The sequence below is a fragment of the Peribacillus simplex genome (assembly GCF_001578185.1).
Lineage (GTDB): Bacteria > Bacillota > Bacilli > Bacillales > DSM-1321 > Peribacillus > Peribacillus simplex_A.
In genome coordinates, this window is sequence record NZ_CP011008.1 from 4,120,218 (window position 1) to 4,147,160 (window position 26,943).

Annotated in this window: 31 protein-coding genes and 1 other annotated feature; of the genes, 9 read left to right on the forward strand and 22 right to left on the reverse strand. The window is 37.2% G+C overall.

Features of this window, described 5'->3' with window-relative positions; translation table 11 throughout:
• Nucleotides 1-43: 43 nt before the first annotated feature.
• A complete protein-coding gene (locus UP17_RS19245; RefSeq protein ID WP_061464545.1) occupies nucleotides 44-781 on the reverse strand; it encodes a MerR family transcriptional regulator in 738 nt (245 codons plus the stop codon).
• Nucleotides 782-969: 188 nt separating this feature from the next.
• Here UP17_RS19245 and UP17_RS27855 point away from each other — a divergent pair, with 188 nt between their 5' ends.
• Genes UP17_RS27855 through UP17_RS27860 form a run of 3 tightly spaced genes read left to right on the forward strand, consistent with a single transcriptional unit; the run spans nucleotide 970 to nucleotide 2,084 of the window.
• The gene (locus tag UP17_RS27855; protein ID WP_208857028.1) at nucleotides 970-1,236 is read left to right on the forward strand and encodes a hypothetical protein; all 267 of its coding nucleotides are present in this window, start codon (nucleotides 970-972) and stop codon (nucleotides 1,234-1,236) included.
• Nucleotides 1,220-1,852 (forward strand): hypothetical protein, encoded by a 633-nt coding sequence (locus UP17_RS19255; RefSeq protein ID WP_155727386.1) that lies wholly within the window; start codon nucleotides 1,220-1,222, stop codon nucleotides 1,850-1,852. The genes UP17_RS27855 and UP17_RS19255 overlap by 17 nt, the downstream gene beginning before the upstream one ends.
• Nucleotides 1,830-2,084, forward strand: coding sequence for a hypothetical protein (locus UP17_RS27860; RefSeq protein ID WP_155727388.1), 255 nt, complete (start codon nucleotides 1,830-1,832; stop codon nucleotides 2,082-2,084). Before UP17_RS19255 ends, UP17_RS27860 begins: the two co-directional genes overlap by 23 nt.
• Nucleotides 2,085-2,121: 37 nt before the next feature.
• Here the strand turns inward: UP17_RS27860 and UP17_RS19260 are convergent, their stop codons facing one another.
• The 3 genes from UP17_RS19260 to UP17_RS19270 form a co-directional block, all read right to left on the reverse strand.
• Nucleotides 2,122-2,979, reverse strand: a complete 858-nt coding sequence (locus UP17_RS19260) for a pentapeptide repeat-containing protein (protein WP_061464548.1) — start codon at nucleotides 2,977-2,979, stop codon at nucleotides 2,122-2,124.
• A gap of 70 nt (nucleotides 2,980-3,049) precedes the next feature.
• Nucleotides 3,050-3,511, reverse strand: a complete 462-nt coding sequence (locus UP17_RS19265) for a VOC family protein (RefSeq protein WP_061464549.1) — start codon at nucleotides 3,509-3,511, stop codon at nucleotides 3,050-3,052.
• A gap of 209 nt (nucleotides 3,512-3,720) precedes the next feature.
• On the reverse strand, nucleotides 3,721-4,233 hold the full coding sequence (locus UP17_RS19270) for a GNAT family N-acetyltransferase (protein ID WP_061464550.1): 513 nt from the start codon (nucleotides 4,231-4,233) through the stop codon (nucleotides 3,721-3,723).
• 340 nt (nucleotides 4,234-4,573) lie between these two features.
• Between UP17_RS19270 and UP17_RS19275 the strand changes: the two genes are divergently transcribed.
• The 3 genes from UP17_RS19275 to UP17_RS19285 all read left to right on the forward strand — a co-directional run bounded on the left by UP17_RS19275 (nucleotide 4,574) and on the right by UP17_RS19285 (nucleotide 7,900).
• On the forward strand, nucleotides 4,574-5,140 hold the full coding sequence (locus UP17_RS19275; protein ID WP_061464551.1) for a sigma-70 family RNA polymerase sigma factor: 567 nt from the start codon (nucleotides 4,574-4,576) through the stop codon (nucleotides 5,138-5,140).
• On the forward strand, nucleotides 5,137-6,276 hold the full coding sequence (locus UP17_RS19280; protein ID WP_061464552.1) for a DUF4179 domain-containing protein: 1,140 nt from the start codon (nucleotides 5,137-5,139) through the stop codon (nucleotides 6,274-6,276). The genes UP17_RS19275 and UP17_RS19280 overlap by 4 nt, the downstream gene beginning before the upstream one ends.
• Nucleotides 6,277-6,511: 235 nt before the next feature.
• Entirely contained in the window at nucleotides 6,512-7,900 is a 1,389-nt protein-coding gene (locus tag UP17_RS19285; protein ID WP_061464553.1) for an L-cystine transporter, read from the forward strand.
• An 81-nt stretch (nucleotides 7,901-7,981) separates the two neighbouring features.
• Here the strand turns inward: UP17_RS19285 and UP17_RS19290 are convergent, their stop codons facing one another.
• The 5 genes from UP17_RS19290 to UP17_RS19310 all read right to left on the reverse strand — a co-directional run bounded on the left by UP17_RS19290 (nucleotide 7,982) and on the right by UP17_RS19310 (nucleotide 13,014).
• Complete coding sequence (locus UP17_RS19290; protein WP_061464554.1) at nucleotides 7,982-8,743, reverse strand: HAAS domain-containing protein; 762 nt, start codon at nucleotides 8,741-8,743, stop codon at nucleotides 7,982-7,984.
• A 2-nt stretch (nucleotides 8,744-8,745) separates the two neighbouring features.
• On the reverse strand, nucleotides 8,746-9,075 hold the full coding sequence (locus UP17_RS19295) for a PadR family transcriptional regulator (RefSeq protein WP_061464555.1): 330 nt from the start codon (nucleotides 9,073-9,075) through the stop codon (nucleotides 8,746-8,748).
• 250 nt (nucleotides 9,076-9,325) lie between these two features.
• Nucleotides 9,326-10,531, reverse strand: a complete 1,206-nt coding sequence (locus UP17_RS19300; protein ID WP_061464556.1) for a hypothetical protein — start codon at nucleotides 10,529-10,531, stop codon at nucleotides 9,326-9,328.
• Nucleotides 10,532-10,778: 247 nt separating this feature from the next.
• The gene (locus UP17_RS19305) at nucleotides 10,779-11,435 is read right to left on the reverse strand and encodes a phosphatase PAP2 family protein (protein WP_061466176.1); all 657 of its coding nucleotides are present in this window, start codon (nucleotides 11,433-11,435) and stop codon (nucleotides 10,779-10,781) included.
• A 229-nt stretch (nucleotides 11,436-11,664) separates the two neighbouring features.
• Nucleotides 11,665-13,014, reverse strand: coding sequence for an amino acid permease (locus UP17_RS19310; protein WP_061464557.1), 1,350 nt, complete (start codon nucleotides 13,012-13,014; stop codon nucleotides 11,665-11,667).
• Nucleotides 13,015-13,073: 59 nt separating this feature from the next.
• Nucleotides 13,074-13,311, reverse strand: a binding site (T-box leader).
• A gap of 808 nt (nucleotides 13,312-14,119) precedes the next feature.
• Between UP17_RS19310 and UP17_RS19315 the strand changes: the two genes are divergently transcribed.
• The gene (locus UP17_RS19315; protein WP_061464558.1) at nucleotides 14,120-14,527 is read left to right on the forward strand and encodes an HTH domain-containing protein; all 408 of its coding nucleotides are present in this window, start codon (nucleotides 14,120-14,122) and stop codon (nucleotides 14,525-14,527) included.
• A 303-nt stretch (nucleotides 14,528-14,830) separates the two neighbouring features.
• On the opposite strand, the gene UP17_RS19320 is transcribed toward UP17_RS19315, so the two are convergent.
• From UP17_RS19320 to UP17_RS27865, 13 genes are all read right to left on the reverse strand, one after another.
• Nucleotides 14,831-15,526 carry a cupin-like domain-containing protein gene (locus tag UP17_RS19320; protein WP_061464559.1) on the reverse strand — a complete coding sequence of 232 codons (696 nt, stop codon included), beginning with the start codon at nucleotides 15,524-15,526 and terminating at the stop codon, nucleotides 14,831-14,833.
• Between the two features lie 13 nt (nucleotides 15,527-15,539).
• Nucleotides 15,540-16,613, reverse strand: coding sequence for a TldD/PmbA family protein (locus tag UP17_RS19325; protein WP_061464560.1), 1,074 nt, complete (start codon nucleotides 16,611-16,613; stop codon nucleotides 15,540-15,542).
• Nucleotides 16,610-17,848: a peptide arginase family protein gene (locus tag UP17_RS19330; RefSeq protein WP_061464561.1), complete on the reverse strand. Its 1,239-nt coding sequence runs from the start codon at nucleotides 17,846-17,848 to the stop codon at nucleotides 16,610-16,612. Before UP17_RS19330 ends, UP17_RS19325 begins: the two co-directional genes overlap by 4 nt.
• The gene (locus tag UP17_RS19335) at nucleotides 17,838-18,632 is read right to left on the reverse strand and encodes a hypothetical protein (RefSeq protein WP_061464562.1); all 795 of its coding nucleotides are present in this window, start codon (nucleotides 18,630-18,632) and stop codon (nucleotides 17,838-17,840) included. Before UP17_RS19335 ends, UP17_RS19330 begins: the two co-directional genes overlap by 11 nt.
• Entirely contained in the window at nucleotides 18,617-19,582 is a 966-nt protein-coding gene (locus UP17_RS19340; protein ID WP_061464563.1) for a multinuclear nonheme iron-dependent oxidase, read from the reverse strand. Before UP17_RS19340 ends, UP17_RS19335 begins: the two co-directional genes overlap by 16 nt.
• Before the next feature lie 25 nt (nucleotides 19,583-19,607).
• Complete coding sequence (locus UP17_RS19345; protein WP_061464564.1) at nucleotides 19,608-21,494, reverse strand: B12-binding domain-containing radical SAM protein; 1,887 nt, start codon at nucleotides 21,492-21,494, stop codon at nucleotides 19,608-19,610.
• A gap of 94 nt (nucleotides 21,495-21,588) precedes the next feature.
• On the reverse strand, nucleotides 21,589-21,723 hold the full coding sequence (locus tag UP17_RS29330) for a hypothetical protein (RefSeq protein WP_284149541.1): 135 nt from the start codon (nucleotides 21,721-21,723) through the stop codon (nucleotides 21,589-21,591).
• A gap of 55 nt (nucleotides 21,724-21,778) precedes the next feature.
• Nucleotides 21,779-21,910, reverse strand: a complete 132-nt coding sequence (locus tag UP17_RS29335; RefSeq protein ID WP_284149542.1) for a hypothetical protein — start codon at nucleotides 21,908-21,910, stop codon at nucleotides 21,779-21,781.
• Nucleotides 21,911-21,965: 55 nt separating this feature from the next.
• Nucleotides 21,966-22,097 carry a hypothetical protein gene (locus UP17_RS29340; RefSeq protein ID WP_284149542.1) on the reverse strand — a complete coding sequence of 44 codons (132 nt, stop codon included), beginning with the start codon at nucleotides 22,095-22,097 and terminating at the stop codon, nucleotides 21,966-21,968.
• 54 nt (nucleotides 22,098-22,151) lie between these two features.
• On the reverse strand, nucleotides 22,152-22,283 hold the full coding sequence (locus UP17_RS29345) for a hypothetical protein (protein ID WP_284149542.1): 132 nt from the start codon (nucleotides 22,281-22,283) through the stop codon (nucleotides 22,152-22,154).
• Between the two features lie 54 nt (nucleotides 22,284-22,337).
• Nucleotides 22,338-22,469, reverse strand: coding sequence for a hypothetical protein (locus UP17_RS29350; RefSeq protein WP_284149542.1), 132 nt, complete (start codon nucleotides 22,467-22,469; stop codon nucleotides 22,338-22,340).
• A gap of 72 nt (nucleotides 22,470-22,541) precedes the next feature.
• Nucleotides 22,542-23,933, reverse strand: coding sequence for an MFS transporter (locus UP17_RS19350; protein ID WP_061464565.1), 1,392 nt, complete (start codon nucleotides 23,931-23,933; stop codon nucleotides 22,542-22,544).
• 70 nt (nucleotides 23,934-24,003) lie between these two features.
• Entirely contained in the window at nucleotides 24,004-24,141 is a 138-nt protein-coding gene (locus UP17_RS27865) for a hypothetical protein (RefSeq protein WP_155727390.1), read from the reverse strand.
• Nucleotides 24,142-24,309: 168 nt separating this feature from the next.
• Between UP17_RS27865 and UP17_RS19355 the strand changes: the two genes are divergently transcribed.
• Both UP17_RS19355 and UP17_RS19360 read left to right on the forward strand, forming a co-directional pair.
• Nucleotides 24,310-25,200 (forward strand): helix-turn-helix domain-containing protein, encoded by an 891-nt coding sequence (locus UP17_RS19355; RefSeq protein WP_061464566.1) that lies wholly within the window; start codon nucleotides 24,310-24,312, stop codon nucleotides 25,198-25,200.
• Between the two features lie 521 nt (nucleotides 25,201-25,721).
• Nucleotides 25,722-26,885, forward strand: a complete 1,164-nt coding sequence (locus tag UP17_RS19360; RefSeq protein WP_061464567.1) for an MFS transporter — start codon at nucleotides 25,722-25,724, stop codon at nucleotides 26,883-26,885.
• The last annotated feature ends 58 nt before the right edge of the window (nucleotides 26,886-26,943 follow it).

Consider the following 26,943-nt stretch of genomic DNA (forward strand, 5'->3'; position numbering starts at 1 on the left):
TGCCGCAGCAACCTTCCATCTTGAAATTTCTTAGTCTTGAGATTTAATTTTTGTTAGCGTCAGCAAAGTGCCCCATCGCATCACACATGAATTTTGCTAAACCATCCCCATATTGGTCGATATTTTTGGTGAAGCGTTGATCATCCACGTACATTTGTCCTAATCCTTTGAAAGCTTCCGGCGAGTATGTTCCGAAGTTATTGTTCAAACAGTCATACCATTCTTTAATTGCTTTTTGTGCCTCCTCCGACTCGGGCGAGGCATTTCGGATTGACGCAAGTTTTATATAAATATCCGATACAATTTTCTGTGCATCTTTGGACATACCCGCCACTTTAGCCTTCGACTCATCGACAGCTTTATCCCCCCAACGCTCTCGGGCTTCTTCTTCATATGGATTCTGACTGAAGTCAAACCCTTCAAATTTTTCTTTATCCGTCATTTGAATTTCCCCTTTCATATGCTTAATCGATTTATCGACCGTGTTAATTAATTTATCGAGTTGACTGCGTTTCTCCAGTAACATTTTTTGATGCTGCCTTAACGCTTCTTGTTTATCAAACGAAGTGCTGCTTATCATTTGTTTAATTTCCTTTAAAGGCATGTCGAGTTCCCTGAAAAACAGGATTTGCTGCAACATCTCAAGATTTTCATTCGAATAAAGGCGATAACCGGAATCGGTTGTCTCCTCTGGCGATAATAACCCGATCTCATCATAATAATGCAGTGTCCGCACACTAATGCCAACTAAACCGGCTAGTTCTTTCACTTTCATTGCCACTGCTTCCTACCTCCTTTCGATATCATTTACTGTAAGGTATTACGCAACGTGAGAGTCAAATAGAAAAATGAAAATTTTCTACATAACTTGAAAAGACGATCCTTCCTAATGAAGAATCGCATGATAGTCAGAGTTCACACTTTAAAATTCCCTTTTTACTCGTGAGTTTGACGCTTTCACTCGTGAGTTTGGGCTTTACTCATGAATTTGGGCCTTTTACTCGTGAATTTGACGCTTTTACTCGTGAGTTTTGGCCTTTTACTCGTGAGTTGGGCTTTACTCGTGAGTTTGAGGAATTTACTCGTGAATTTGACGCTTTCACTCGTGAATTTGGGCCTTTTACTCGTGAATTTCGTCCTTTTACTCATGAATTTGACGCTTTTACTCGTGAGTTTTGGCCTTTTACTCGTGAATTTGACGCTTTCACTCGTGAGTTTGATGCTTTCACTCGTTAATTTGACGCTTTCACTCGTGAGTTTGACGCTTTCACTCATGAATTGGCCTTTACTCGTGAGTTTGAGCCTTTCACTCGTGAATTTGACGCTTTCACTCATGAATTGGCCTTTTACTCGTGAGTTTCGGCCTTTTACTCGTGAGTTTTGGCCTTTTACTCGTGAGTTTGAGCCTTTTACTCGTGAGTTTGAGCCTTTTACTCGGGAATTTTGGCCTTTTACTCGTGAGTTGGGCTTTACTCATGAATTTGACGCTTTTACTCGTGAGTTTTGGCCTTTCACTCGTGAGTTTGAGCCTTTTACTCGTGAATTTGACGCTTTCACTCGTGAATTTGGGCCTTTTACTCGTGAATTTCGTCCTTTTACTCATGAATTTGACGCTTTTACTCGTGAGTTTTGGCCTTTTACTCGTGAGTTTTGGCCTTTTACTCGTGAGTTTTGGCCTTTTACTCGTGAGTTTGAGCCTTTTACTCGTGAGTTTGAGCCTTTTACTCGGGAATTTGACGCTTTTACTCGTGAATTTTCGCATTTTACTCGTGAGTTAGGCTTTACTCATGAATTTGACGCTTTTACTCGTGAATTTGACGCTTTCACTCATGAATTGGCCATTTACTCGTGAGTTTGAGCCATTTACTCATGAATTTGACGCTTTTACTCGTGAGTTTGACGCTTTCACTCGTGAGTTTGATGCTTTCACTCGTGAGTTTGACGCTTTCACTCATGAATTGGCCTTTACTCGTGAGTTTCGGCCTTTTACTCGTGAATTTGACGCTTTTACTCGTGAATTTGAGCCATTTACTCGTGAATTTTCGCATTTTACTCGTGAATTTTCGCATTTTACTCGTGAATGAAGCATTTGCTCTGCATGAAAGTTAGCTCCGATCTTAGCTACACTTTTTTTCTCCAATGATCGGGAATGCTTAAAGAAGGCGGTAATTTTGTATGCATATCGCCTTTGGCCGAGTTAACTTGTGCTTGTGTGATAAAGAAACTTCCGGTGAGATCTGCACCGCTTAAATCAGCGTCCCTAAAGTCGGCGCCGATAAGGTCAGTCACTCTCATGTCAGCTTCCCTGAGGTCAGATGCAATAAACAAAGCTCCTCTTAAGTTCGCTCCCCTAAGATCAGCACCTCTTAACTTTGCACCGATAAGGTCGCTGCCCCTGCCTATTTTGTACTGTTTTTTTTGATTTTTCTTAATTGAAAACTTTGCACGTACCAGTTCACTTGTGCGCAGAAGTAAATCATTAACGGTCGCTCTATGGGCTGGTACATTTAGTTCCAATAGAAACTTTGGACTTTGCTTAGTATGATATTCCATGTCTTCAAAAGCACCCTGCAAATCCCGATGAAGTGGTTTCGCATCTTCTAAATTCAGTGCTTCATTTAAGTAGCAAAGCATTTCATGAAGTTGTTGCATAATAGGAAATACATCAAACATTTCCTTTGCTGACGCTGGGTTGTCTCTCCAATCGTTTCCATCATAAGTGATTTGGGATACCTTTTGACCGGCACCAAAGCATTCATATACCGTGCAGCCCCTAAATCCTTTTGCTCTGAGATTTTCATGAATGCCGCAACGATAATCTGATTGCAGGTTTGAACATGGTGTACCTCCATCTTTATCAAAGGCAAAATCAGCAGATTTTGCATAAGGCAAAGCTACACAGCACAAACCAAAACAATACTCACAGTCTGCACGCAAATTGTTAGGAATACTATCGTCATTCGTTAATTGACTGAGCAATACTTACACCTTCCTTTAAAAACTGGCTCTGCCTATCTAAAATCGTTTCATACTAGTAGATTTTTTTCTTTTATAAGATAGACTTTAGTTTTTCCCATTCTTCAAGTGAAAGTTTTTCGGTCATATGCTTATATGAATCAGGGACTTTTACCAAACACATAAGTTCCAGACTATTGCCATCAGGATCAGTAAAATAGATGGAAGCGTTTCCTTGGTTCGGACGCACAAAAGGTTCAATGGTTGTCCTTTTACCAAAAGGGACGACTTCAATTTTTAGAGATTGAAGCCACGTTAACGAATTTTTCATATTTTCATAAGATACCCGAAAGGCGATATGCCTTAGTGAAGGGTGGTATGGAGTTTGATATTCTTTCCCTTCCCATAGGCCCACCCAGCTTTTGTTTTCCTCTATCCAAAAGAAGGCAGTATCTTCATCCCTCCAAGCTAGTTTCAAGCCTATTTTCTTATAAAAATCGATTGAGATGGCCAGGCTCTTAACGGGTAAATGGGCTTCATATAAACCTTCTATCATATTACATTCTCCTTTCTCCTTTTAAGTAATGAACCCTTTTGCCGGGAAAATATCTCGCGATTATTTCTTCATTGCTGCTTCAGCTCTTAAATCCTTTGCTATTGTCAAGCGGTCAATCCTCGCTTGCCCTTCGGTACTTCACGATACATCCCCACCTTTTCACAATTTTCATTCCTGGGAATGCGGTCTATTAATAGAGGAATGTGGATTTATAGGTTCTTACTAAAATGGTAGAATGTTACCTTTTGACCGGTATCCGCATTATTTTCCTCATTAATCGAAATCCTTTCAAAACCGTTTTTCACTAAAACCTTTTGAGAAGCCATATTGCTGCTTGTCGTTTTGGCATGTATTTGAGTCACATTCAATTCCGGCGCAAGATTAACCAAAAGCTTTAAAGCTTCGTTCGCTATCCCTTTTTGCGTAAACGCTTCACCAATTCTATATCCGACATGTGCCGTACCATTAATGGGGTCGATATCCACAAGATTAATCCTGCCGACGATTATGCCTGAACCATCCTTAATCAGATAAAAAGAGGAGATAGCATCTTCTTGTTCTTTTAATAATTCCTTATGCCTGATCTCAAACGTTCCAAAGCTATAATAATCATCTCCCCGGCTTTGGACCGTATGCTCGAAAAACCTTCTATTATTGCATTCAAATGCAAATAACTCTTGTGCATCCTGTTCATTAAGCCTATCAATGTATATATCCTTCATTCCTTCATCCCTTTCCAAAAACGCTAAGCATTACCTATCATTCAAGAAAACCAAGGGCTTATCCTTCCTGTAAATGGATAAAGTTCATTCAATAGTTTTTAGCAGGAAGCATGTGCCTTTAGTAAAGAATCTATTTTTGATCGTTTAATGCTGTCATTTGGATAACACTGTCACATACTGACAAATCGTGATACCCTCAATACCATATCATTCCAAATACTATGAACCCATCATACCAACTAATTTCTATAAAATTCCACAAATAGTTGAGAATAAATCTTTTTACATACGTTGTATTAGGTGTAAAAGCTTTTACAAAAAAACGAGGGGAATCATGATCATGAAGTCTACTGAAGGAAATTTTATCGAGCGGCTGCAACGCCAAGAAGAGGATGCATTGGAATTTGTAGTGGATACCTATTTGCCACTAATCAAGGGGGTCACATATAAGGTTCTCTCACCACTCAAGAACGACGGTGTTCTTGAGGAATGCATCAATGATATTTTTCTCTCAATCTGGAACAATTCGAAAAAGTTCCATGGGGATAAAACAGATTTCAGAAAATGGATTTGTGCGATCGCTAAGTTTAAAGCGATTGATTACTACAGAAAAGCCATGAAGAAAATGGAGCTTACGTCAGGTTACACAGAAGTAGATTCAGAAAAATCTGTAGAAGATGAACTGATTATATTGGAAGACAGAAAAGAACTGCTTCAGTTAATCAATCTCTTAGAACCTGTTGATCGGGATATTTTTATCATGAAGTACTTTCTAGGTTTGAAAAATGAGGATATATCGATAAAACTCGGGTTGACCAAAGCATCAATAGACAATCGTATTTATAGAGGGAAAAAGAAGCTAAGTCAAAAAGCTACGAATCTTAAGTTAGGAGGCAGCGTCGTATGAAGGATATTTATGAATTATTAAATGATATGGACATAGACGAAACTGAATTTAAGGAAATGGAAGTCACCGAACTAGAAAAAGCCAAAATCAAAAGATCACTCAAAAAATCAATAAGCAAGAAGAAAAAAATGAAGCGTTGGCAGAAGAATATGCTGGCTGCTTCCATTATATTCGGATTATCCACCGCAACGATAGGATTCTCGTTTACCGCTTCTGCTAAAAGCATTCCTTTAATAGGAGATATTTTCAGCTTTTTAGGTAATGGAAAAACGGGTCTCTATGATGATATCAAGAATACTGGAAAGGGTCTTTACGGTGATTATAAGGCCTACTCCAACGAAATTGGCCTTACCGAAGAAAGCAATGGCCTTACTTTCACGATAAATGACGCCATTTATGACGGTAAAACGGTAACCATCACTTATACTATTGAAAGCGAAGAAGATTTGGGGGATGGATCATTCTATATTCCCGGCCCGAATATAAAAGAAATGAAAGCCCAAGCAGGATCGGATGGAGTTACAAAAGTAGCTGATAAAAAATATGTAGGCTTATTAACGGCTAGTAATTTAGAAGATCTTAAAGAAGATAAGGTAAATATAGACTGGGATATAAACAGCATTAGTATTACTGACGAGCATAAAGAGATAAAAGGAAATTGGAACTTTGCCTTCTCTTTAGAGGCAACCGAAAGCAACGAGAAGGTCATCAATAAAAGTGTAGATCAATATGGAGTAAAGGTTTCCGTTGAAAAAATCGCGATATCACCGATGTCATTTGTCGTTCACTACAATCAAGAAGTTTCCGACTTGGTTAAAAACAAGTGGGATGACGTCTATGTTGAATTGACCATTAAAGATGACTTAGGAAATGTTTACTCTGGTCAAGGCAACGGAGGAATGGGTTTGGGTTCTTATAATATGAGCTGGAGTAAAACCTTCCAAAAAATTGATCAGAATGCTACGAAACTCATTGCAACTCCTCATTTGTCGTTACGGAATTTCACCTCAGAGAATCATGGGGAAGTAACCATAACGGAAGATGGTAAAGAAAAGGTGTCATCCTTCCCATCAAAACCAAAAAATGCTCCCAAAGAGTTGGTATTGGACGATATCATGATTGATTTGAAGAAATAACCGTTCTATTCACGAGAGGTATACAGAAATCCTGATCCGAGAGCGGAAAGGGTTCATGTATGCCTCCTTTTTATTGTTCCTTCTAATCCAGTTCGTGAATATGGATATATACATGAATCCCTTCAAAAGTCAAAAATAAATTATTTTCTTCTGGTAAAAAATCAACGGATGATGTATCATTGTCTTCAGATATTCATTATTCTTATTTGATTAATCGGAATTAGGAGGAATAGATATGCTTGGATATGTGTTTTTAAATCTTGCCATAATGCTCGTTCTTTTAGGCGTTTTATTTTACATGAATAAGAAACATATTTCTTTTACAAAAAGGGTCTTTACTGGACTTGGTTTTGGGATCGTATTCGGACTTCTTTTGCAGTATTTCTATGAACCTCAGTCAGAAGCGATCATTAAATCGGTCGATTGGTTTAACATTGTAGGTTCCGGCTATGTCAAGTTCCTGCAAATGATCGTCATGCCGCTTGTCTTCATTTCGATCTTATCAGCATTTACAAGATTGAAACTAACTAGTAATATCGGAAAAATCAGTGTCCTGATCATCGGAATCCTGCTTGGAACGACTGCGATTGCAGCAGCCGTGGGAATCACCTCTGCAACTGTATTCAATTTGGAAGCCGTTCAAATTGAGCAGGGGGAAGCAGAGTTAAGCCGTGGTGATCAAATATCGGAAACATACGGTACGATTCAGGATAAAACGATGCCGCAGCAAATCCTTGAATTGATTCCGTCTAATCCGTTCCTTGATTTAACGGGAGCACGTCCGACTTCAACCATTTCCGTTGTAATTTTTGCTGCATTTCTCGGAATTGCCTATTTAGGAGTCAAAAGGAAGCAGCCTGATCAAGCTGAATTTTTTGCTAAAATAGTAGATACATTGCACAGCATCATCATGCGCGTAGTCACATTGATCCTGCGTTTAACACCATACGGAATCTTGGCGATCATGACGAAGACGGTAGCTACGAGTGATCTGGATGCCATCCTGAAGTTGGGGAAATTCGTGGGGGCCTCTTATGTCGCCCTGATTGTCATGTTCCTCATCCATTTGTTATTGCTGACGCTTGCAGGATTGAATCCAATGGTATACTTGAGAAAAGCTTTCCCGGTATTATCGTTTGCCTTCACGTCAAGAACAAGTGCAGGAGCACTCCCATTGAACATCCAAACACAGAAACAACTAGGGGTTTCCGAAGGAATTGCCAACTTTGCCGGATCCTTCGGCTTATCGATCGGTCAAAATGGCTGTGCCGGCATCTATCCGGCCATGTTAGCGGTCATGATCGCTCCAACGGTGGGAATCGACCCACTAACGCCTTCCTTTATAGCCATGTTGATTGCCATCGTGGCCATTAGCTCTTTCGGGGTTGCAGGTGTAGGCGGAGGAGCAACCTTCGCTGCCATTCTAGTATTATCTGCAATGAACTTGCCAATCGCCTTGGCTGGACTTTTGATTTCCGTCGAGCCATTGATCGATATGGGAAGAACGGCTGTGAATGTCAGCGGAAGCATGACTTCCGGTATTCTGACTAGTAAAATAACAGGCGACCTGGATAAGGAACAGTTCAGCGAAGAATCATCTTTGAAAATAGAAGCTGAAATGTAAAAGAAAAAAGCATCGGACTGCCTGTCATAGGAAGTCTGGTGCTTTTTTTGTATAGGCTAATGAACCTGTATAAAAATCACTTCAACTGCTTTTGGTTTTCCTGATCGTATATCCACAATAAAGAAGGATACCCAGCATCGTTATCAAACTGCTCAGTATCAAATTAACGTTCCCTTGGTAATGGGTCTGTTTCAAAAAAACCTCAGGTGCATAAAGGAGTATCGGAATGATGATGGAAACCCAGGATTTGCTCCATAAGGATATGAGGATGAATATTGAAATGGCTAGTATAACAGCAATAATATTACCTGTGTTATCAAGTTTTATAAAAGTTGTACTATAAATGCCACTAAAAATAATTAAACCTGCAAATAACGCAATCGAGATTATGCCTAGTCCATATAGGAGTACACCTTGCTTTACCTTGGATAATTTATGACTAGCCATATACCTAAAACACATCATATAAATGAATACCGAAAGTATGCCAGCAAAAGGATAACCAATGATTTCCCATATTGAAAATTCAATACCACCATTTATAGCTTTTGCAATAATCCAATAGGAAAATGCCCCGATTAAAATCATCACTATATATTTCAGCCATCCCATAAAATCAACAGACATTTCATCAGAAAGTTGCTCCATATATTCTTTTGGACTTCTGCCTACGATATGTTCCACGCTTTTTTTATTCCTTTCAGCTTCAAGAAGATGGACCTCTAACTCTTCGATGACATCCTCGATTTCAGCCGTTTTCTTTCCACTTGAAAAAAGGTATAATCTGAGGTTTTCTAAAAAGTTTTGACTTTCCTTGGATAACGCTTTGTTAACATCCAGCACCTTTACATTCCCCCTTTGTTTTTCACTATTTTATTTACATTTGAACTTAGCTTATTCCAGCGGTCAATGAAGACTTCCAGTTCGCTTTCGCCTTTTTCAGATAAAGAGTAATACTTCCGACTAGGACCTGCTGTAGATTTCTTTAAAGTCGTAATTACTAGTTTTTCCTTCTGCATGCGTATTAATAATGGATAAATGGTACCTTCACTTAAAGAATCAAATCCATATCCCCCAAGCTTTTCGGCTAATTCATACCCGTAAACCTCCCCCTCTTTAATGATTGCTAACAGACAACCTTCCAATATCCCTTTAAGCATTTGAGTTGATGTCATGGATATTAAATCACCTCCCCCTTTGTCTTGTATAACAAGGTATTAGTTTAAAAAATATTACTTAAAAAAGGAAGATATACTTTATTTTACATTTAACTACCTTGTATTGCAAGTGTTTAACCCCTTATTATTCCTTTAGTGGGATTTCTTCTTTTTTCGGCTATGTTAAAATTTTTGGCGATTTATTAGAGCCACTTTTTTTTAATGTCCATTTTATTGTTAAACTACCTGATAAAATAGAGGATACATTTTAATTAATAAGTAAATGCAAGGTATTTTCTTGTTTCTTATATCTTCCCTTTATTTCACCAAAACCATCAATTGTAAGCGAATCAATATTTTCAATGGGTTTATTCTCTAAAATCAGATGTAATCTATTTATGCTTTGAATTCCATTTCCAAAATAGGCAATAACGGGTTGTTGAATATGATAATCTTCATTGTTGATTCTTACTTCTAAAAAGCTCTTATGTAAAAGTTTATCTTCTAAAGGGATGATATTCATCGGATCATAGGTTTTGGCAGTTATTTCCCCTTCAATATATAGATGAATTCCTGCTTGTTGATAAAATTCTTCAAATTCATTTTTTCTCTTTTCTAAAGCAAAATTAACTGCTTTCTCTGTTTCAGAACTTATTTTCACATCAGCTATCGGATATTTTATATCGTCACCGGAATGCTTTTTAACTAGGTCATATAATGTTTCTTCTATACCAAAAAAACTTTCCATCCAACCTGGTGAAAGCTCCTCCAGTAATAAACACATAAACAAACCGGAACTATAACAACTCCTTCTTATACTAGAAGTAGATTCATATTTGTTTAGTAGCTGTTGACCATACTTTTTTAAAACTGAATGGTAATCATCTCGGCTTTTTTCCGAATAAGCCTTTAATTCTACATACCACGCAGGTCCCTCAACGGTTTCAATTAATTTTTCATATGTTAAATACTCTTTAATCTTGGCTGTTCTTTTTTCTCTTAAGGCTATGAAATTATTAAGATATTGTTTCTTCTTAATAATGTTGTTTTCCAACAACGCACTATAAAGATTTGTTCTTTCCTGATTTCGTAATTCCACATTATCTTTTGACAACGGATATGTGATTCCCATCATTTCATCAGGAAACCGTTTTTCACCTTTAATATACTGATAGCCGTGAAATAATTCGTGAACAAGTATTGAATACAAACCTTCATATTCCTCATAAGATTCCATATTAACAATTGCAGTGGGATATTCTTCATACAGAATGATTGTGTCTCCAGTAAACTGCACATCCCAACTTAAAATATGATATGTAGATTGTTGATTGTTACTAAATTTAGGATGATTGAATAGATAAACATTTTTCTTATCATATAATGCATATGCAACAAGTTCAAAACCCGGCCAATAATTTTCCAATTTCGCTTTAAACAAGTATTCTGCAATTCGATTAAGATAATGAGTCATTCTGTTCCTCCTCTAATTTAAATGTCCACTCTTTCAATTCTCTTTATACATTTTAACATAAATATCCAAATCCCACCTTCATCTTTCGAGTTATCTTGTCTACTTGATCAACCTTCATTATTAACATAGTCAATTTTCAATACTCTTGTTGTTTTTAAATGAACTTCACATAAAATGCCACTGTAAAATATCAGCCCATGGGAGCGAATATCTTACAGTGGCATTTTCCTTCTTTTATGGCCTGTAATCACTTTTTCATTTGCCTCGCTGCGTAATGATTGGTCTGAAAAGCCGATAACGATTGGAACATATACTGGACAGCAGCATATACCCCACATGCAAGAAGTATTCCTGCGAGTGCATCCAATACAGCATGCTGTTTCGTGAATAGCGTGGAAAGGATAATCAGTGTTCCCAATGTAGTGACACTGATGTACTCCCATTTATGCTGCTCTTTCCGCTTATGGACGACGATCATCATGATGAATGTAGTCAGTACATGAATGCTGGGAAGACAGTTAACAGGTTGATCATGACTATAAACAATTCGCATTAAATGGGCAAAGATATCGTTCCCCACCACTTCTGGACGCGGGACTGTCGATTGCCACAGGCAATATACAAGAAAACAGATAAGTTTCCCTGATACCAAACTGCCTAATGCTACAAAATAGTGCTTTCGGTCAACGAAACAGTAGTAAATCAGCAATCCATAAATATACGGGTACCAAAGTAAATAAGGAACGACAAATTCTTTAATAAAGGGAATCTCCCCATCTATTATAGTCGTAACATCGACAGCGTGACCTGTGGATTGATTGATTACCGAGTAGATGGAACTAGTAATCACTAAAAGTAATAAATAACATAATGGGTGAAAGGATAAGATAGAATTGTTTTTCATGCTCGCTCCAGCTTTCAATATATTGGTTATTTTCCAAAGATTATTATACAACATTTTTCACTAGATTAACTCTTTAATTGCTTAAGTTAATGATTCCCATGAACTAGTAAAATGGATATCTCTTACTTTTCACCAGACCCAAAATACATAACGAAAGCCATGGTATGTTACCACGGCTTGGAACTTAAAATGAACATGCGAGAAGGTAAAGGTTATAACACTGATTACTCTAGATTTTGTTATGGCGTCTTTTCCATACATACGTTAAGGTAATGAAAATGTAGATGCAAAGTGTCATGATCGTTACGACTATGGATGTCGTGAAAATGATTCCGATCAGGATCGTTATTAAAGCGATGATCGCAGCCCATGTCGTATACGGGAACCATTTAACCGAATAGGCACTGGTTTTTCCGGACTGTTGTTTACGTGATTTCAAATGGGCGAATGCAATGATCAACCAGATGAATAATACGGTATATCCCAGCGATCCCATTAGGAAATCGAAGGTCTTGCTTCCAGCAAATAAGGAAATCAGTACACCGCCGTATAAAGCGGACGTACACATTAATATTGCGAAAACAGGAACTTTTTTCTTGGATAACCGTGAAAAGATTTTCGGAATGCGACCGTCCACCGCTTGTGTATATAGAACGCGGGATGAACCATACAATCCAGAGTTCATCGATGAAATGATCGCCAGCAGAACGACGGCGTTCATAATATGGTCTGCACCTGGAATCCCGATCATTTGAAAGACCATCACAAACGGACTTTCCGGCACACCATTTACTTCATTCCAAGGGATTAAGCTAACGATGATGAAAAATGGAATGATATAGAAGGAAATGATCCTTACCAATGTACTGCGAACGGCTTTTGGAACCACTTTTTCAGGATCTTTCGTTTCAGCCAATGTGACCCCGATAATTTCCGTTCCGCCATATGAATAGATTACCACCAGCATCGCGGTTATTAAACCTTTTGATCCATTTGGAAAGAAACCGCCATGCTCAGTCAAGTTAGAGAAACCGACGGCTGTATGATCACCAAAAGTCACAAGCAATAACAATAATCCAGCCATGATGAACACAATGATGACGGTAATTTTAATTAAAGCAAGCCAGTACTCCGTTTCAGCAAAAACCTTTACCGACAGCAAATTAACCGCAGTAACTAAAACCGAAACAGCTAATGCCAGTATCCAGATTGGATATCCAGGCAGCCAATATTGAATGAAAATCGCCGCAACCACTGATTCGGCCGCGATATTCAATACCCACATTTTCCAATAGATCCAATCCAGGAAATAGGCAGGATACTTTCCTAAAATTGATTGGACCAAATCCCTGAATGTACGTGCACCGCTATTGCGGACCGCCATTTCAGCTAAACCTTGCATGATGAATAAAAGGATGATGCCTCCTATCAAGTACGCAATGATTACGGAAGGTCCTGCCATATCAATGGCTGAACTGCTTCCTTTAAATAAACCTGCCCCGATGGCACCGCCTAATGCCATCATCGTAATATGCCTTGAAGTCATTGTCCTCTGTAAATTCCGTTTGTCCGTCTCCATATCCTTACCTCCCAAAAATCAAAAAAAGCATATCGTCTCTTCCTTCATAATCAAATGAAGAAAGAGACGATATGCCTTAAGCTTACCGCGGTACCACTCTTATTGGTTCTTTTTTAGAACCCTGCTTTAAAAACCTTGTAACGAAGGTCAATCGTTAAAACAAAAGAATAGAATAATTCCTATCTTTCACTTTACCACTCCCAGGCAAGTTCAAAGTATCATTGGACTGCGTTGCACCAACCCGCAGCTCTCTTTACCGAATAATGTGCTTTTACTACTCCTGATCATTGTGTTTCAAAAATTAAATTATATCTGAATATTTTTAATAATATCCCATACTATACGGACTCGAAGTAAATTTGTCAATAATTTTCTTAGGATAATATTTTCAAAGGAACAAATCATATGAAATCGTGATGGGCCAGCTATATGAAATCAGTAAAATACTATTTATGATAAAGTATGATTGGTTATCACTGAAACCTTTATAGATTTTGTTTGCCCAAAGGATAGTATAAAAGAAGCCTACCAACCTTCTGGGGAAAACGGGATATTATTGATTTGCTCATTTGATCACTCTTTTACATATTTGCTAATTTAGTATTCTGCCTTGTAGCTTTTAGGCGTTAGACGTAACACGTTAGCAGATTTACAGATCATCAATTCCCCTAGAAACTTGAGCATTTCCACCTAAATAATAGGTAATATATCTGCAGTTGGATTGTCTCCTAGCTTAGTGTTATCCCAATGTTACTCACTTCTCATTTCTTTTTATGAACTTTCTACTAGCAAATCATCGATAAATCCTTAGGTTTCTAAAAAAGGGTATTTTTCAAAAAATAAGTAGGCAATATATAATTATATTGTCTAAGACTGTAGGCAAAAGAGATTTTAATTTTATAACAAAGTTGATTGGAGCGGGTGTGCGAGACTCCTGCGGGAAAAGCGCGTCTAGGGGAGGCCCCGCAGGCGCAATCCGAGGGCGGACTGCCCGCCCCGCGGAAAGCGAGTGCCCTACGTTCCAATCAACGTTCAAATTATACAAGCCATAAAAAAACTGTAGACAATATATAATAGAGTTAAAAGTGAAAGAGGGTTATTAAAGATGATTGGCCATGAACCTAAAGAGTTATTAAAAACTCTTCTAAATGATTATAAAATGCCTGCAGCATCATTAAGTAAAATTACCGGAATATCTGAACAAGTCATTTTAGATTTTGCGAACGGTCGAAATATTCAATCTTCTATAACTCAAACAGAAATGATGGACTTAATAGATTTGGTGGGCCTTTTAGTCATAGGTGTACCTTCAACCGATGCAGATGAAAGTGTCTCCGCTATAACTCAAGCACTGAACAATGAATTTGGTATACCAGTAGAGACGATCTCCTTATTCTCTAATCTTGAATGTGAAGATATCGAAAAATTCATGAAAGAAAAAGATTCTCTTTCAATCGAGAAAAGGTACAAGCTTGCAGTAACAGTCCTTTTTTTGCATTATATATTTAAATGATTTGTTTATAGCATTATCCGAAAAGAGGATATACCGTCGAATAAACTGTACCCTTAGAGTAGAATGGCTAAAAAGCTCTTTACGACACCCCCTGACCAAGAATTTGATAAACTTCTAAAATACTTATATTAGAACAGATTTTTCGCCAGAATGCAGGTTCCAATGGGATGTAATGGTTGTATTCTGCAACTTTGCCAAGAAGGTTCCATGCCTATACCAAGGAAAAGTGATTTTTTCCCAACTATCACAGGTCTGTCCATCGGCTCGGAACCAGCCGAGGATGCTCTGCCCTATAAAAAAGGATTATTCCTTTTCATCTTTATACCAGAAATTCTCACTAACAGAGAAAGAAGTTTTGATATTTCGAACGGTATGCCACCAATTTTTAGGTGTGTACATTAATTCTCCAGAAAACTGGTCCACAATGTAGGGCTTGGTATATTTGAAAGTTGAATCCTCCTTTAAATCCAAATCGAATAAATCATGCTTCAAATCTTTCACATACTCAGTATCATCAGGACTGAAGAAAATCCACTTTTTTTGGCCAAATACTACTGCATTCCAATTATGTGATTTCTCAAAATCCTGGTGTATTGGGGTTCCTGTTCCAACCGAACCAAGGAAAATCCATTTTAATTTCTTGTCGTTTTTTGTCTTGATTGTATTATGGTTGAATAGAGATGGACTTTCAAAATAACTCTCTAAATCCTCATTGCCCATTATGGAAAAAGGCCAGTCACAATACAATTTTTCGGGGTTATCATTTAAAATACCAATGAATTTACCAAGTTTTGATTTGTAAAATTTTTTTTCTTGATCGTATCCAGACTTCCTAATGATTATTTCCCTTTCTCCATAATTAGACTGTAGATAGTCTGTATCCCAATCCCTAGAAGGCCATGAATCTACTAATCCAGTTATTATCAGTGGCTTTTTACCCGCATAATTTTCTTCAAAGTCCATTAGTGATAATTCTTTATAGTGTATCTTTTCTATCAATTCGCTCATCCTTTCAGAGTACGGGATACAATGTTAGATTTTCAAAATGAATATGAGGTGAACCTTGGGTGACGCTAAGGTTATTTTCACCATTTTTATTACAGCCGAAAACCGGATTAAAAAAAAGCAATTCATTGCTAAGGGACTTTATAGCTTTAGCTGAATCAAGTTTGTTTCCTTTAATATCAAACCTTCTAAGTATTTCGTTGGTTAATTTCCCATTTTTAATGACCAAACCATATGCTGGCCGGATTACAAAATTCAAACCAAGTGATCCCCCACCCCAGGCACCTCTGCAATAGATCCCATTGTCAATTCCTGAAATGATCTCCTGTACTTCCATATTTCCAGAATCCAAATAGGTTGTTGACATTCTTGGCATCGAAAGTGAAGATGAGTCAACGCTTCTTGCATTACAGGAAGATTGTAAGCCTAGGAGCTTACAGGTTTTTGCATTATGCATCAAACCTACGTTTACCCCGTCCTTTATTAGGTTCGTCCTAAATGCTTCATTCTGTTCCGCATCCAATAAATAACTGCCATTTTGCCCAGGAATGGTCGGATCATCGAATACGTTAATTTTGTATTCTGACCATTTGTATCCCATCGTTATTCCATTTGGCTTTAAATACTCTAGATAATTATCTGCTTCTAACGTATGGCCAAAACATTCGTGTACATAATGGGATCCAGTCCATGGCTCAAGCACAATTTGTGTTTCAATCATGCGTTCAAGTTGCTGACCATATAAAGCTGCCTCTATTTCCGCTAAAATCACTTCAAAATGATCGATTAATTCAATACATGGTGACTTATTAGTTCTTGTTTGCCATATTACTGGAATAATAGATGTTGAAGTCTCTATTAAAATCATTATAAAGATGGAATACTTTAATTCATAACTGCTCAAACCGATACGAAGTTTAAAAGACTTCCAATGTCTTAAGTGATCATAGCTATCCCGTTCAATAAATGTTAAACATTGATTTAATTCTTCCTGAAGAAACTTATTCTTTTCATTCTCGCACTCTGGTGAAACAACCCCTTCAACAGCTGAATCATATGATATTAAATATTCATTGTTCATGGTTTCGTATCAGCTCGACTAATCATTAATTGCGAAGGATCGTTATGGATCTTTCCGTCAAAATCCGGTAATTCCATTCCAAGTTTTGATGCGAATACTTCACCCAATTTATAACCCTCTATTCTCATAGGCAATAATTCGATGCACTCTTTTGATAAATCATATCCTTTTTGATACAGCTCCAAGCGAAGGCAACAAATTAAACGTAATATTAAGCCATGTGCCTCGATGGAATCCACTATATTTCCAGTTTTGCTAAACCAATTTAGAGCCTCTTCATAATGACTATCCTTGAAAAAGTGAATGCCTAAAACATAGGCAGCCCAATATGAATCATCACCTGTTTTAATTGCTTTTTGATAGCAATTCATAGCACGTTCAATTTCACCAGATTGGGTATAGAGAATGGATTTCAATTTCCATCCTATTGCGCCTAATGGTTTCAGTTCAAAGGTTAAATCATCTATTTCAGCTAGACTCAACTTTTTATTAGATGAAATTTTCTCCATCGTTACCTTCGGGGAAATCTTATCTTCCTTGGAATATACAATTTCCCTCCCCATTTGCCCGGCTATATATTCCCCTAACCACCTGAAACTTTCAGGTAGAAAACCACTTTTAATTGAATAGGTCATTGTTTTCACTTGATTAATGATGCCTAGACTCCCCAATACATGTAAGGTTTCGTCTATATCATTGGATAAATCATTAGTCTTGGGATCATAAAAATAATCCAAATCAATATCTACAATAACCTGTTCATTAATTATGAATTCTCCCAGATAATCAATACTTGTGACATGTAACTCAATATTATTTAATTGTACAGAAGCAGAATTTTTCCCGTTTCTAAAGCTTGATATGAATTCTTTTCCATGATTCGGTATAAGGGACAAAAGTCCCCAGAGCAATTCACTAAAACCCTTTTCTCCTAACATATGAGGGTATACCCATATAATTTTCCGAAAAAGACCCTCTTGTATTGCGGCGTACAAAAAGTCATCAATCCCATAGCAATATCTTCCATCTTCCCTGCAAGGTATATCTTTTTTCAATTCATCTATACACAGACCCTCTTTAATGAACTGACTAATTCTTTTCATTTTTGAATTTTCTATCAACTTTAAATCTAAGTGCTGATCAAAATAGACCAAGGTACTTTTCCTAGGAATTTCATTGACCCAATATGAAAATACTTCACTATGTTCCTCATATACATATATTTTATCCATCATTCTTGATTAATCCTAAGTTCAGAATCCAATCTATCTGGTCTTGATTGAACTTTTGTTGGTGGCTTATTTCCCTTGAACTTCCTATTTCCACCATTTCTAATATACTTGGGTGAATGGGACCCCTGACTAAGTTTTTTTCGGTCGCTGCATATAGCCATATGACCATTTCGGAATCACCAGCTACTTTTTTTCCACTTAGTGCCTCGGATATTTCTTTAGAGTATGTTTGGTACGCGTAGTAAACATGACCATTATTTTTAACCAGGTCACTATCTATTCTGAAAAATGGGTGTTTATTGACTGTTAGTATAGATAAAATGGCATTTAAAAATTCGTGTTTTAATAATAAATGATTATTTTCAGCCGCAAGGATAAACTCCTCGTTTTCAGACAAATAATTATAAAACGCTTCCTCGATACATGTCCCTTCCCCAGCATAGGGCAATTCCATGTAACCCTCGAAATGTTTGGACGCCAGGAACTTATGCATAAGCAGCGTTATATCGGTTTTACGGAATTCCAAAGCCTGAAAAACACCGGGAAAAGAAGTTCTTAAACCACCATTATGTTCAATGTTTCCACTCATTAAATTTCTGACAATCGTTGTTGCCGTTGCTACAAGCTCTTCTTTATCTATTGTTTTTATGTGATTTAAATGATCAGCTGATAAATTCAATTCATTCAATTCATCATTTAAAAAGTTGTTTCTATATTGGTAATCATATAATAAATTGTAAAGTAACTCGTCCAGTGAATAATTCTTTGGCTTTAAATCATTTGCCATTTTTCAACTGCCTCCTTCATTCTTTGATAATTTTTCTGTGACTTCGGAATTAATATTCCTTCATCTGTATATTTAGGGTCTTCATATGTAATGGCTTTTAAATTAGGGCATAAAGGAAGCAAGTAATCTAAAAGCTGGATTTGTTCATCCATTAAAACTCCATGATGCAGATCTCTGAATTTCCCTTTAATGATTTGACAGCCTGAAAGGTGCAATTCAAAACAGTTTTCAAAAGGCAATTTTTCTAAACCATTGAACATCTTTTCATTTGTATTCCCTAATAACCATTGATAACTGAGGATATGACCAATATCTATAGTGATCGGGGAGTTTGTCTCCTCGACCAATGTTCTGAAATAATCAAATCCATTTATTTCCCCAATAAAGAAGTTAGTACCTTCAGTGAATCCAGGAAACTCAACTGAAACTGGAACAGCCAGTTCAGATTGGTATTCGTTGATGTTCTTTATACAAGCTTCCAATCCTGTTGGTGTCATATATGGCGGCAAAGGGAAAGGGACGGTTTTTCCTTTTATTGACCACAGGCCAAGATCTTCTACGATCCATCTTATGTCATATCTTTCTATAATCTTATTTGTGAATTCTATGATTTCCGATTTTTTGTAATATTCGGTAGCCCCCATATTTAAAATCGTTTGATGGAATGCTCTTGCCTTAAGATGTGGATTGGCTTCGAATAATCTATCATAAGCATCAAAGTAATCCTCGGCTTTTAACACACTTCTATTTTTCGGTTGAAAGGCAAAGAAAATATAGTTAAACTCGTCTTTATAATTTTGAAAAAAGCCTTTCATCTTAAGCGTGATGTCGTCATGGTCCCCTTTGCTTGAAAAACCTATATCTTCCCCCCAAGGTAAATCCATGCCTAAACCAAGTCCAAGTTTTTCCTTTACATCTGGAAATTTTATCTTCTGATAGACTGTGCTCATTAGTCTTTCCTCCCCATAAGTTTTATTAGTTAAGGGTAATCACACCTTTTTCGACAAAATACTCTAGGTACTTTTTATCGTCTGCCTTGCTCATTATTAATGAGTTTCCGAATACTTCTAAGGATTCTGGGACCAAGAAGATTCTTTGCCAGACAAAATCCATGATATACGTTTTATCTAACTTAATGATTTTAGTCCAAGGGTTTATCAATAAGGTATTTGAAGTGATATCCTGTCCTTCCTTTTTGTATTTATCAGGAGGCAGCTCATCATTCTTTTGGGGGTTGATATTTTTATGCAGCTGCAGGAATCTATTCAGCTTTTCTTCAAATGTTATTCCGTCAGAGTATTGAAATGTAGCGCCCATTCTACCCATCCCATAATTGAGTAATTTGTTTCCTCTTAGATTCTTGCTTGATTGAATATGGATATCAGGATTATTTGTATCTTCATAAATATAAGTGCCGGGTTCCAAAACGAGCATTTGCATGACGTCGATGCCAATTTTATCTTGATTTTTAAGTAAAAATTCCTCAGAACATTCAATTTCATCCTCGGTTTCACCAGGTAAACCACCAATTATAGACATCCGCAGCGTAATGTTAGCTTTATGTAAATTATCTATTATCTGCTGATAATTACTAGATTGCACTCCTTTATCCAAGGAGTCTAAAATCCTTTGAGAGTTAGTTTCATAGCCAACAGACATTAAAATGCAACCTAAATTACTTAGTTCAAAACAAAAACCAGCGTCTAACAACACATCCTCAAGACGGTTTCGTGTACTGAATTTAATTTCATAACCTCTTGATTTAAGTATTTTGACTGCATTGACGACAAGCCGCAAATTAGTATTCTCATCTATGAAATTAATTCTATTAACCCCATAATTGTTAATGATATCCTCGCACTCGTTTGCTACCTGCCTTGCCGTTTTCTGCTGATAACTTTTTTCTTTTCTTGATCTATTACCATATGAACAAAAAGTGCATCGTCCCCAGTAACACCCCACACATGTAATCAAAGACATATGCACTTCTTCATCTAGATAGTTTTTGTACGGTAAATCAGAAAAATCAGGTGGTAAGGCATCGGTGATCCTATATGCAGACTTGGAAGGGACATTTTCAACATTATTTTCATTAAGCCAAACAATATCCGGCACCTCCACGATTTGGCAATCGTTTTTCAAATACCTGTTTAACATGAATAATGTTTCTTCGCCAGCTGAAATTCCTAATGAATCCACAAATTGATTCAATCCATTTAGGCTTAAGAAAGATGATTGACGAATCATGATTTGTTGCCCGCCCAAAATAATGTGGGTATTGGGGGAAAGTTCTCTAATCCACTTGCATATTAAAAGGGAAGGTAATATTTGGCTATAGTAAGCAATAGAAAGCGCGAAGATTTTTGGTTTATCGTTTAGAATTTTTTCTTTGATATTTTCGTATAAGGTCTTTGTTGCTATATCACTTTTTTTCCAACTAAAATCCCTTACCGATTCAAGAATTTCTTCCAATGAGGTAATTTCCAGTTTTAAAAACGAATTGACTAGCAGTAACTCTATGCCTTGTCTCACCAACCGAACGTCATACTTCAATGAATCAGAAGATCTTTTCTCAATGAATACATTATTGTAAAGTTGCTTTTGTTCTTTTAATAAGTATTTAGCCATTTCGACTTTATATACCCATTTTAAGTCTTTACTTCCATTTTCATTGATGCTCACATATTCATTTAAACAATTTTCACTAAAGAGGGTATGGCATAATTCAATATTTAAATCAATTTGACTTACACTCATTCCTTTACTTCTCAAAAAACTAGTAATCATGGGTAAACTTAAATACGGAAAGAGCCTAGCTTCGGTTAGAGGAGGAAAAACTATCATGGCATCTGAATTTTTCATCTGAAAAAATTCTCCTTTTATTTATCCAAAGAGAGTGCTAGTTTTATAAAAGCTAACACTCTCTTTGGATCACCTTATGGATTTAGGATCTAACTTATTTTTCTGCGCCCGTCACTGTACTGAAACGGAACGCATGAAATGCACTCCCCACTTCCAGTTCTTTAGCTTCGATTACTTCCAGGTTTTCCACTAGCTTTTCCGCTTCTGTTTTTTCCACTTGCTTTGTCATATGTTTCACCTCCTTAACATGTATGATCGATGGCCTGTAACTCCCAGGCTCTCATCTATTTTTCTGTGTCCAACGTATTGAAACGGAACGCATGAAATGCACTCCCCACTTCCAGTTCTTTAGCTTCGATTACTTCCAGGTTTTCCACTAGCTTTTCCGCTTCTGTTTTTTCCACTTGCTTTGTCATATGTTTCACCTCCTTAACATGTATGATCGATGGCCTGTAACTCCCAGGCTCTCATCTATTTTTCTGTGTCCAGCGTATTGAAACGGAACGCATGAAATGCACTCCCCACTTCCAGCTCTTTAGCTTCGATTACTTCCAGGTTTTCCACTAACTTTTCCGCTTCTGTTTTTTCCACTTGCTTTGTCATATGTTTCACCTCCTTAACTTGTATGATGGAATGCCTTAACTCCCAGGCTCTCATCTATTTTTCTGTGTCTAACGTATTGAAACGGAACGCATGAAATGCACTCCCCACTTCCAGCTCTTTAGCTTCGATTACTTCCAGGTTTTCCACTAGCTTTTCCGCTTCTGTTTTTTCCACTTGCTTTGTCATATGTTTCACCTCCTTAACATGTATGATGGATGGCTGTAAATCCCAGGCTCTCATCTATTTTTCTGTGTCCAACGTATTGAAACGGAACGCATGAAATGCACTCCCCACTTCCAGCTCTTTAGCTTCGATTACTTCCAGGTTTTCCACTAGCTTTTCCGCTTCTGTTTTTTCCACTTGCTTTGTCATATGTTTCACCTCCTTAAAATCACTTCAAAGCTAACTCTTCTAAGGTATATTTCACTTTCAGATAAACGAGAATTAGACTTCTTCTTTCAAAGACAATTTTAAATTGCTTTTTAGAAGCCTTTTATCATAAACGACTGTTCCTATAGCCACCAAATATAACCCTATACAAATGATCAACACGTATGAAAATCCAACCTGGGAAAAGTCACCTTTGTCAGTCCCATAGTCCAGAAAAGTGTTGAATACCCCCGCAGCGAAAGCTCCGGTTCCAAACTGTACCATCTGGAATAACCCCATATAAACCCCTGTTTCTTCCTCGGGAACGGACAACATAGCAATTTTATTTTGTGTGGGCATGGAAATGACACCGGCCAATCCAAAAAGGAGAAAAGCAAATATAAAGAAAATTAAGCTGCCATTAAACATTGTCAATGTAAGATTTACCATTCCAATTATGGAAATCGAAATAGATAAAAGTAAAAGGTTTCTATTGTCTTTTAAATCTGCAAGTTTACCAGCATACCCAGATAATAAAACTGCCAATATCGAATCTGCCATAATGATATAGCCAACAATATCTGGTTGAATATTGTGTATATCCCGCATGTAACTTGGAATGTAAAGCACTATTACATTTGTGATCATAAATAGAACGAATATTCTCACAATTGAAGAGATAAAAATGGTGTTTTTTATTGCCTTTCTTGGAAGTAAAGAAGTGTTTCCTTGGTTTGCCCGTTCATAAAATACAAATAAAATTAAACTCACTATTGTAACAGTAATAGAAAGCGACCGTTTCACTACACCAATATCATCGTTGAATATAAATTGAAAACTGATTACCATAACTAGTAAAGCCAAACTGTTTTTTAAAGGTAAATGAAGGTTTGCCGTGATTCTTTTTTTTGATTTGGGAGTTACCATTATTACAAGAATTAAGGATATGCAGCTTATGATAATCAATATTCCAAATATCATTTGCCAAGGGTAATATTTTATTACCAAACCACCAACAGCTGGTCCAATAAGTGAGGCGGTCGCTAAAACTCCGGAAAACCATCCAAAAGCCCAGCCTAATTTATTATCCTTAAAACTTTGCCTGATCAATAATACCTGGGCAGGTACTACCATTGCATCTGCAATTGCCTGAAGTGTCTGATACAGCAAAAACAAATTCCAATTATTTGTGGTTCCACTAAGAATGGTAGATGTGATAAATAGAGACAGGCCAAATATCAACAATTTTCTTGCGCCTAAAACATCGGCCACTTTACCAAAAAGCGGAATGAGAAATGCGAAAAAAGAGAAGAAAAGAATATTTCTAATTTGAAGTGTGGAATAAGAAATATCAAAAAAGTCTACAAGATTAGGGAATGCAATCGTCAGCATGGACGTAGACATCACACTAGCTATAACACATGAAGAAATGGTTATAATCAATAATTGATCCTTATTTAATTTCATATATATAATCCTTTTTTATTTATTTTATTTAAATTCCCCTTTAGTCATCTTCCTTTTTTGATATTGATATTTAACCTTTTTCATGCTGATTCGGTAGATCATTTATTGCAGGCAGATCATCTACAGCCAATTTGACGCCTGAATCGAATTGTAAAACCAATGCTAGCACTAATAGAATGGAGAACCCAGATACTAATATTTTTTTCATATACCCTAACCTCCTGATATTGATTGATACAGCTAGTATAAACCATCCAAATATGGTACATTTTTCTTGTATAGCCACTACAGAGTATTTTTTTCGATATTTAGTTGGTGTTTCCAATGAAATACATAAAAAAATATAAAAGTATTTATATTTTTAGGAGTTGATAAAATGGATGCAAGCATTCCTTTTAAACTTGGAAATGTACTCTACAATTTAAGAAAAAGATCAGGTATAACACAAAAAGTTATGGCAGAGGGTATCATTACTCAAGCACAACTAAGCAACATAGAGAAGGGGAAGGTCATTCCATTAGCGACTACTTTATATGAACTCTCATTACGTTTAGGCATCAGCATTGAAGATATCCTTTTAGAAACTTATTCAGACCGAATGGAATATAGTGAGGAAGTGAAGTCTCAAGTCAGGGTTTCCATTAGAAATAGAGAGTATCGGCAGGTAAAACGGATTCTCGAAGCAGAACAGTACCATGCAGATTTCCAGTCACCTATCAATAAACAATTCATCCTCTGGCATTTGGGGATAGTAGCCTATTATTGTGATAATGATATATTGAAATCCCTGGATTTTTTAGATCGAGCATTAGACTTATCTACTCATTTTCATATTTTATCTGCTCAAAAAATAGAAATTTTGAATAGCAAAGCCATTATTTATAACGAAATAACTGAATATAAAAAGTCAATTTCCTCTTATATAGATGCCCTTAAGCAATTTCAACAACTTCCAAAAACTTCAACGAATTATAGAATTAAAGTCCGGATTCATTACGGATTGACAAAATCCTTACATAAGGACGCACAATATTATGAATCTATAAAAATTTGCTCTGACGCCATTCAAATTTTAACGCGGGAAGAATCTATGTACCTATTGGGAGAAGTATTATATCAACGTGCCCAATCCTTTCAGTCACTGAACAACATGGAAAGTGCCACAAAAGGGTATGAAGAGGCAAGGAATATATTCTTATTGCAGCAGAATTACGAGTTTGAAAAAGTCGTTCTGGAAAGACTGCATGAGATAAAGAAATCTCTATAATGACTGAAGAATTTACACAGCAAAACAATGCTGTACTTTTTTTGGTTAGTATAATGTTCATGTGTTCGGCTTGGAACGTAAAAAAAGAGTCCGTAACATTATTACCGATAATCAAGCACGAGAGCTAAGGAAAGCGATTAAAAAGGACTTTTATATTTTCAATCCAGAATAGCCAAGATTTATCGAGGTAGATAAAAAATCAATGACCCGAATTAAAAAATCACCAGAAACCACCTTCTTCAAACCATTCAAATAGGCCTCATGAACAAGACTAGCAGAAACCTAACTTATTCAAGCTGGAAAGCGAAGGATAGCATAGGGGGTTCCCTATCTAAATTCCTCGATGTCACGAATTTTGAAACGCATCCTACCAACATGGTTCCAGAACCTCTCAGAACTAACCCTATCTGTCTATTTCCATCCATAAAGTTGAAACTTTTTTTTCAAATTCTGTCATCAATGTTACAATAACAAGGTTGAAATCAATCAATCTATAGAACATGTGAGGTATCATACAATTTATGAAAGCATTACGATTATTAAAAAGTTTTAACTTTTTATATTTTGGACTGCTTGCCATTTTCATTCCGTTTCTCCCAGTCTACCTGGCTGATCAAGGTTTGCGTCCAGCCCAAATCGGATTCATCATCGGTACAGGAGGTTTTGTCACCCTCATCACCCAGCCCTTATGGGGAATGATCAGCGACAAAACGAGGACGATACGAAAAGTCCTGTTGTTACTCATCTTTTTCTCGAGCGTAATCGGTTACTTTCTCTATGACTCAAGCAGCTATCTTCAGCTTATCCTGTTTGCCATGCTCCTATATTTCTTTTTGATGCCGATCGATCCCCTGACGGAAAGCCTCAACTTCACGATTGCAGAGAAATCTGGGATCAGTTACGGTTCCATCCGGACATATGGTGCATTGGGCTATGCGGTCATATCGCTGATCACAGGCTACGTTATGTCCTATTTCGGAGCAAACAGCCTGGCTTTCCTTTTTGCCGGCATAGGTTTGATCAGTTTCATCGTCAGCTGGATGATGCCTGATGCACCCGTTTCGGGGAAACCTGTCACCTTAAGCAGCCTTAAGCATTTTTTCAGCAATAAAGAGACGCTTCTCTTCCTGTTATTGGTCTTTATCTGTGCTGTTCCAGCAAGGATGAACGATACTTTCCTCGGGGTGTACATCAGGGAACTTGGAGGGAGTGCCAAGCTTGTAGGCTTGACCTGGTTCTTAGCGGCAGGAAGTGAAATCGTCGTATTCGCCCTAAGCTTCTGGTGGCTGCGCAAAGGTAAAGAAATCATCATCATTTCGTTTGCAGCAGCGTTTTTCTTTATCCGTTATTTCGTCTCTGCGTGGATAACCGATCCACATCTATTAGCTTATTTGCAAGTCATGCAGCTATTGACTTTCCCGATCTTCTACTCGGCTGCCATCCAATATCTTTATCGGATCGTTCCCGTGGAGTGGCGTGCCACAGGCCAGACCGTACTGGCTCTGTTATTCTTCGGGGTTTCGGGAATCATTGCTTCTTATATAGGCGGAGCCATATATGGGGCTTTTGGGGGCAAGTCCCTTTACCTGTTCATCTCCTCCATCTCCTTTATAGGAATGGTATTTGCCTTCGTTCTTTATCGGATATATGGCAAGAGGCTCGATACTGCAGAGGAAGCTGTATAATCTTGAAAAACTGCAAAAAAAAAGAGCATGTTTTGATCAAAACATGCTCTTTTTTATA

Bases quoted from the DNA above. Each gene is read 5' to 3' on its own strand.
- UP17_RS29345 (WP_284149542.1), bottom strand. From the start codon at position 22,283: ATGACAAAGCAAGTGGAAAAAACAGAAGCGGAAAAGCTAGTGGAAAAC.
- UP17_RS19340 (WP_061464563.1), bottom strand. From the start codon at position 19,582: ATGAGCACAGTCTATCAGAAGATAAAATTTCCAGATGTAAAGGAAAAA.
- UP17_RS29350 (WP_284149542.1), bottom strand. From the start codon at position 22,469: ATGACAAAGCAAGTGGAAAAAACAGAAGCGGAAAAGCTAGTGGAAAAC.
- UP17_RS19330 (WP_061464561.1), bottom strand. From the start codon at position 17,848: ATGATGGATAAAATATATGTATATGAGGAACATAGTGAAGTATTTTCA.
- UP17_RS19310 (WP_061464557.1), bottom strand. From the start codon at position 13,014: ATGGAGACGGACAAACGGAATTTACAGAGGACAATGACTTCAAGGCAT.
- UP17_RS19265 (WP_061464549.1), bottom strand. From the start codon at position 3,511: ATGATAGAAGGTTTATATGAAGCCCATTTACCCGTTAAGAGCCTGGCC.
- UP17_RS19315 (WP_061464558.1), top strand. From the start codon at position 14,120: ATGATTGGCCATGAACCTAAAGAGTTATTAAAAACTCTTCTAAATGAT.
- UP17_RS27860 (WP_155727388.1), top strand. From the start codon at position 1,830: ATGAATTGGCCATTTACTCGTGAGTTTGAGCCATTTACTCATGAATTT.
- UP17_RS19300 (WP_061464556.1), bottom strand. From the start codon at position 10,531: ATGACTCATTATCTTAATCGAATTGCAGAATACTTGTTTAAAGCGAAA.
- UP17_RS19360 (WP_061464567.1), top strand. From the start codon at position 25,722: ATGAAAGCATTACGATTATTAAAAAGTTTTAACTTTTTATATTTTGGA.
- UP17_RS19295 (WP_061464555.1), bottom strand. From the start codon at position 9,075: ATGACATCAACTCAAATGCTTAAAGGGATATTGGAAGGTTGTCTGTTA.
- UP17_RS29335 (WP_284149542.1), bottom strand. From the start codon at position 21,910: ATGACAAAGCAAGTGGAAAAAACAGAAGCGGAAAAGCTAGTGGAAAAC.
- UP17_RS19270 (WP_061464550.1), bottom strand. From the start codon at position 4,233: ATGAAGGATATATACATTGATAGGCTTAATGAACAGGATGCACAAGAG.
- UP17_RS19325 (WP_061464560.1), bottom strand. From the start codon at position 16,613: ATGAACAATGAATATTTAATATCATATGATTCAGCTGTTGAAGGGGTT.
- UP17_RS19305 (WP_061466176.1), bottom strand. From the start codon at position 11,435: ATGAAAAACAATTCTATCTTATCCTTTCACCCATTATGTTATTTATTA.
- UP17_RS19280 (WP_061464552.1), top strand. From the start codon at position 5,137: ATGAAGGATATTTATGAATTATTAAATGATATGGACATAGACGAAACT.
- UP17_RS27865 (WP_155727390.1), bottom strand. From the start codon at position 24,141: ATGAAAAAAATATTAGTATCTGGGTTCTCCATTCTATTAGTGCTAGCA.
- UP17_RS19275 (WP_061464551.1), top strand. From the start codon at position 4,574: ATGAAGTCTACTGAAGGAAATTTTATCGAGCGGCTGCAACGCCAAGAA.
- UP17_RS19345 (WP_061464564.1), bottom strand. From the start codon at position 21,494: ATGAAAAATTCAGATGCCATGATAGTTTTTCCTCCTCTAACCGAAGCT.
- UP17_RS19255 (WP_155727386.1), top strand. From the start codon at position 1,220: ATGCTTTCACTCGTTAATTTGACGCTTTCACTCGTGAGTTTGACGCTT.
- UP17_RS19355 (WP_061464566.1), top strand. From the start codon at position 24,310: ATGGATGCAAGCATTCCTTTTAAACTTGGAAATGTACTCTACAATTTA.
- UP17_RS19350 (WP_061464565.1), bottom strand. From the start codon at position 23,933: ATGAAATTAAATAAGGATCAATTATTGATTATAACCATTTCTTCATGT.
- UP17_RS29340 (WP_284149542.1), bottom strand. From the start codon at position 22,097: ATGACAAAGCAAGTGGAAAAAACAGAAGCGGAAAAGTTAGTGGAAAAC.
- UP17_RS19335 (WP_061464562.1), bottom strand. From the start codon at position 18,632: ATGGCAAATGATTTAAAGCCAAAGAATTATTCACTGGACGAGTTACTT.
- UP17_RS19285 (WP_061464553.1), top strand. From the start codon at position 6,512: ATGCTTGGATATGTGTTTTTAAATCTTGCCATAATGCTCGTTCTTTTA.
- UP17_RS29330 (WP_284149541.1), bottom strand. From the start codon at position 21,723: ATGACAAAGCAAGTGGAAAAAACAGAAGCGGAAAAGCTAGTGGAAAAC.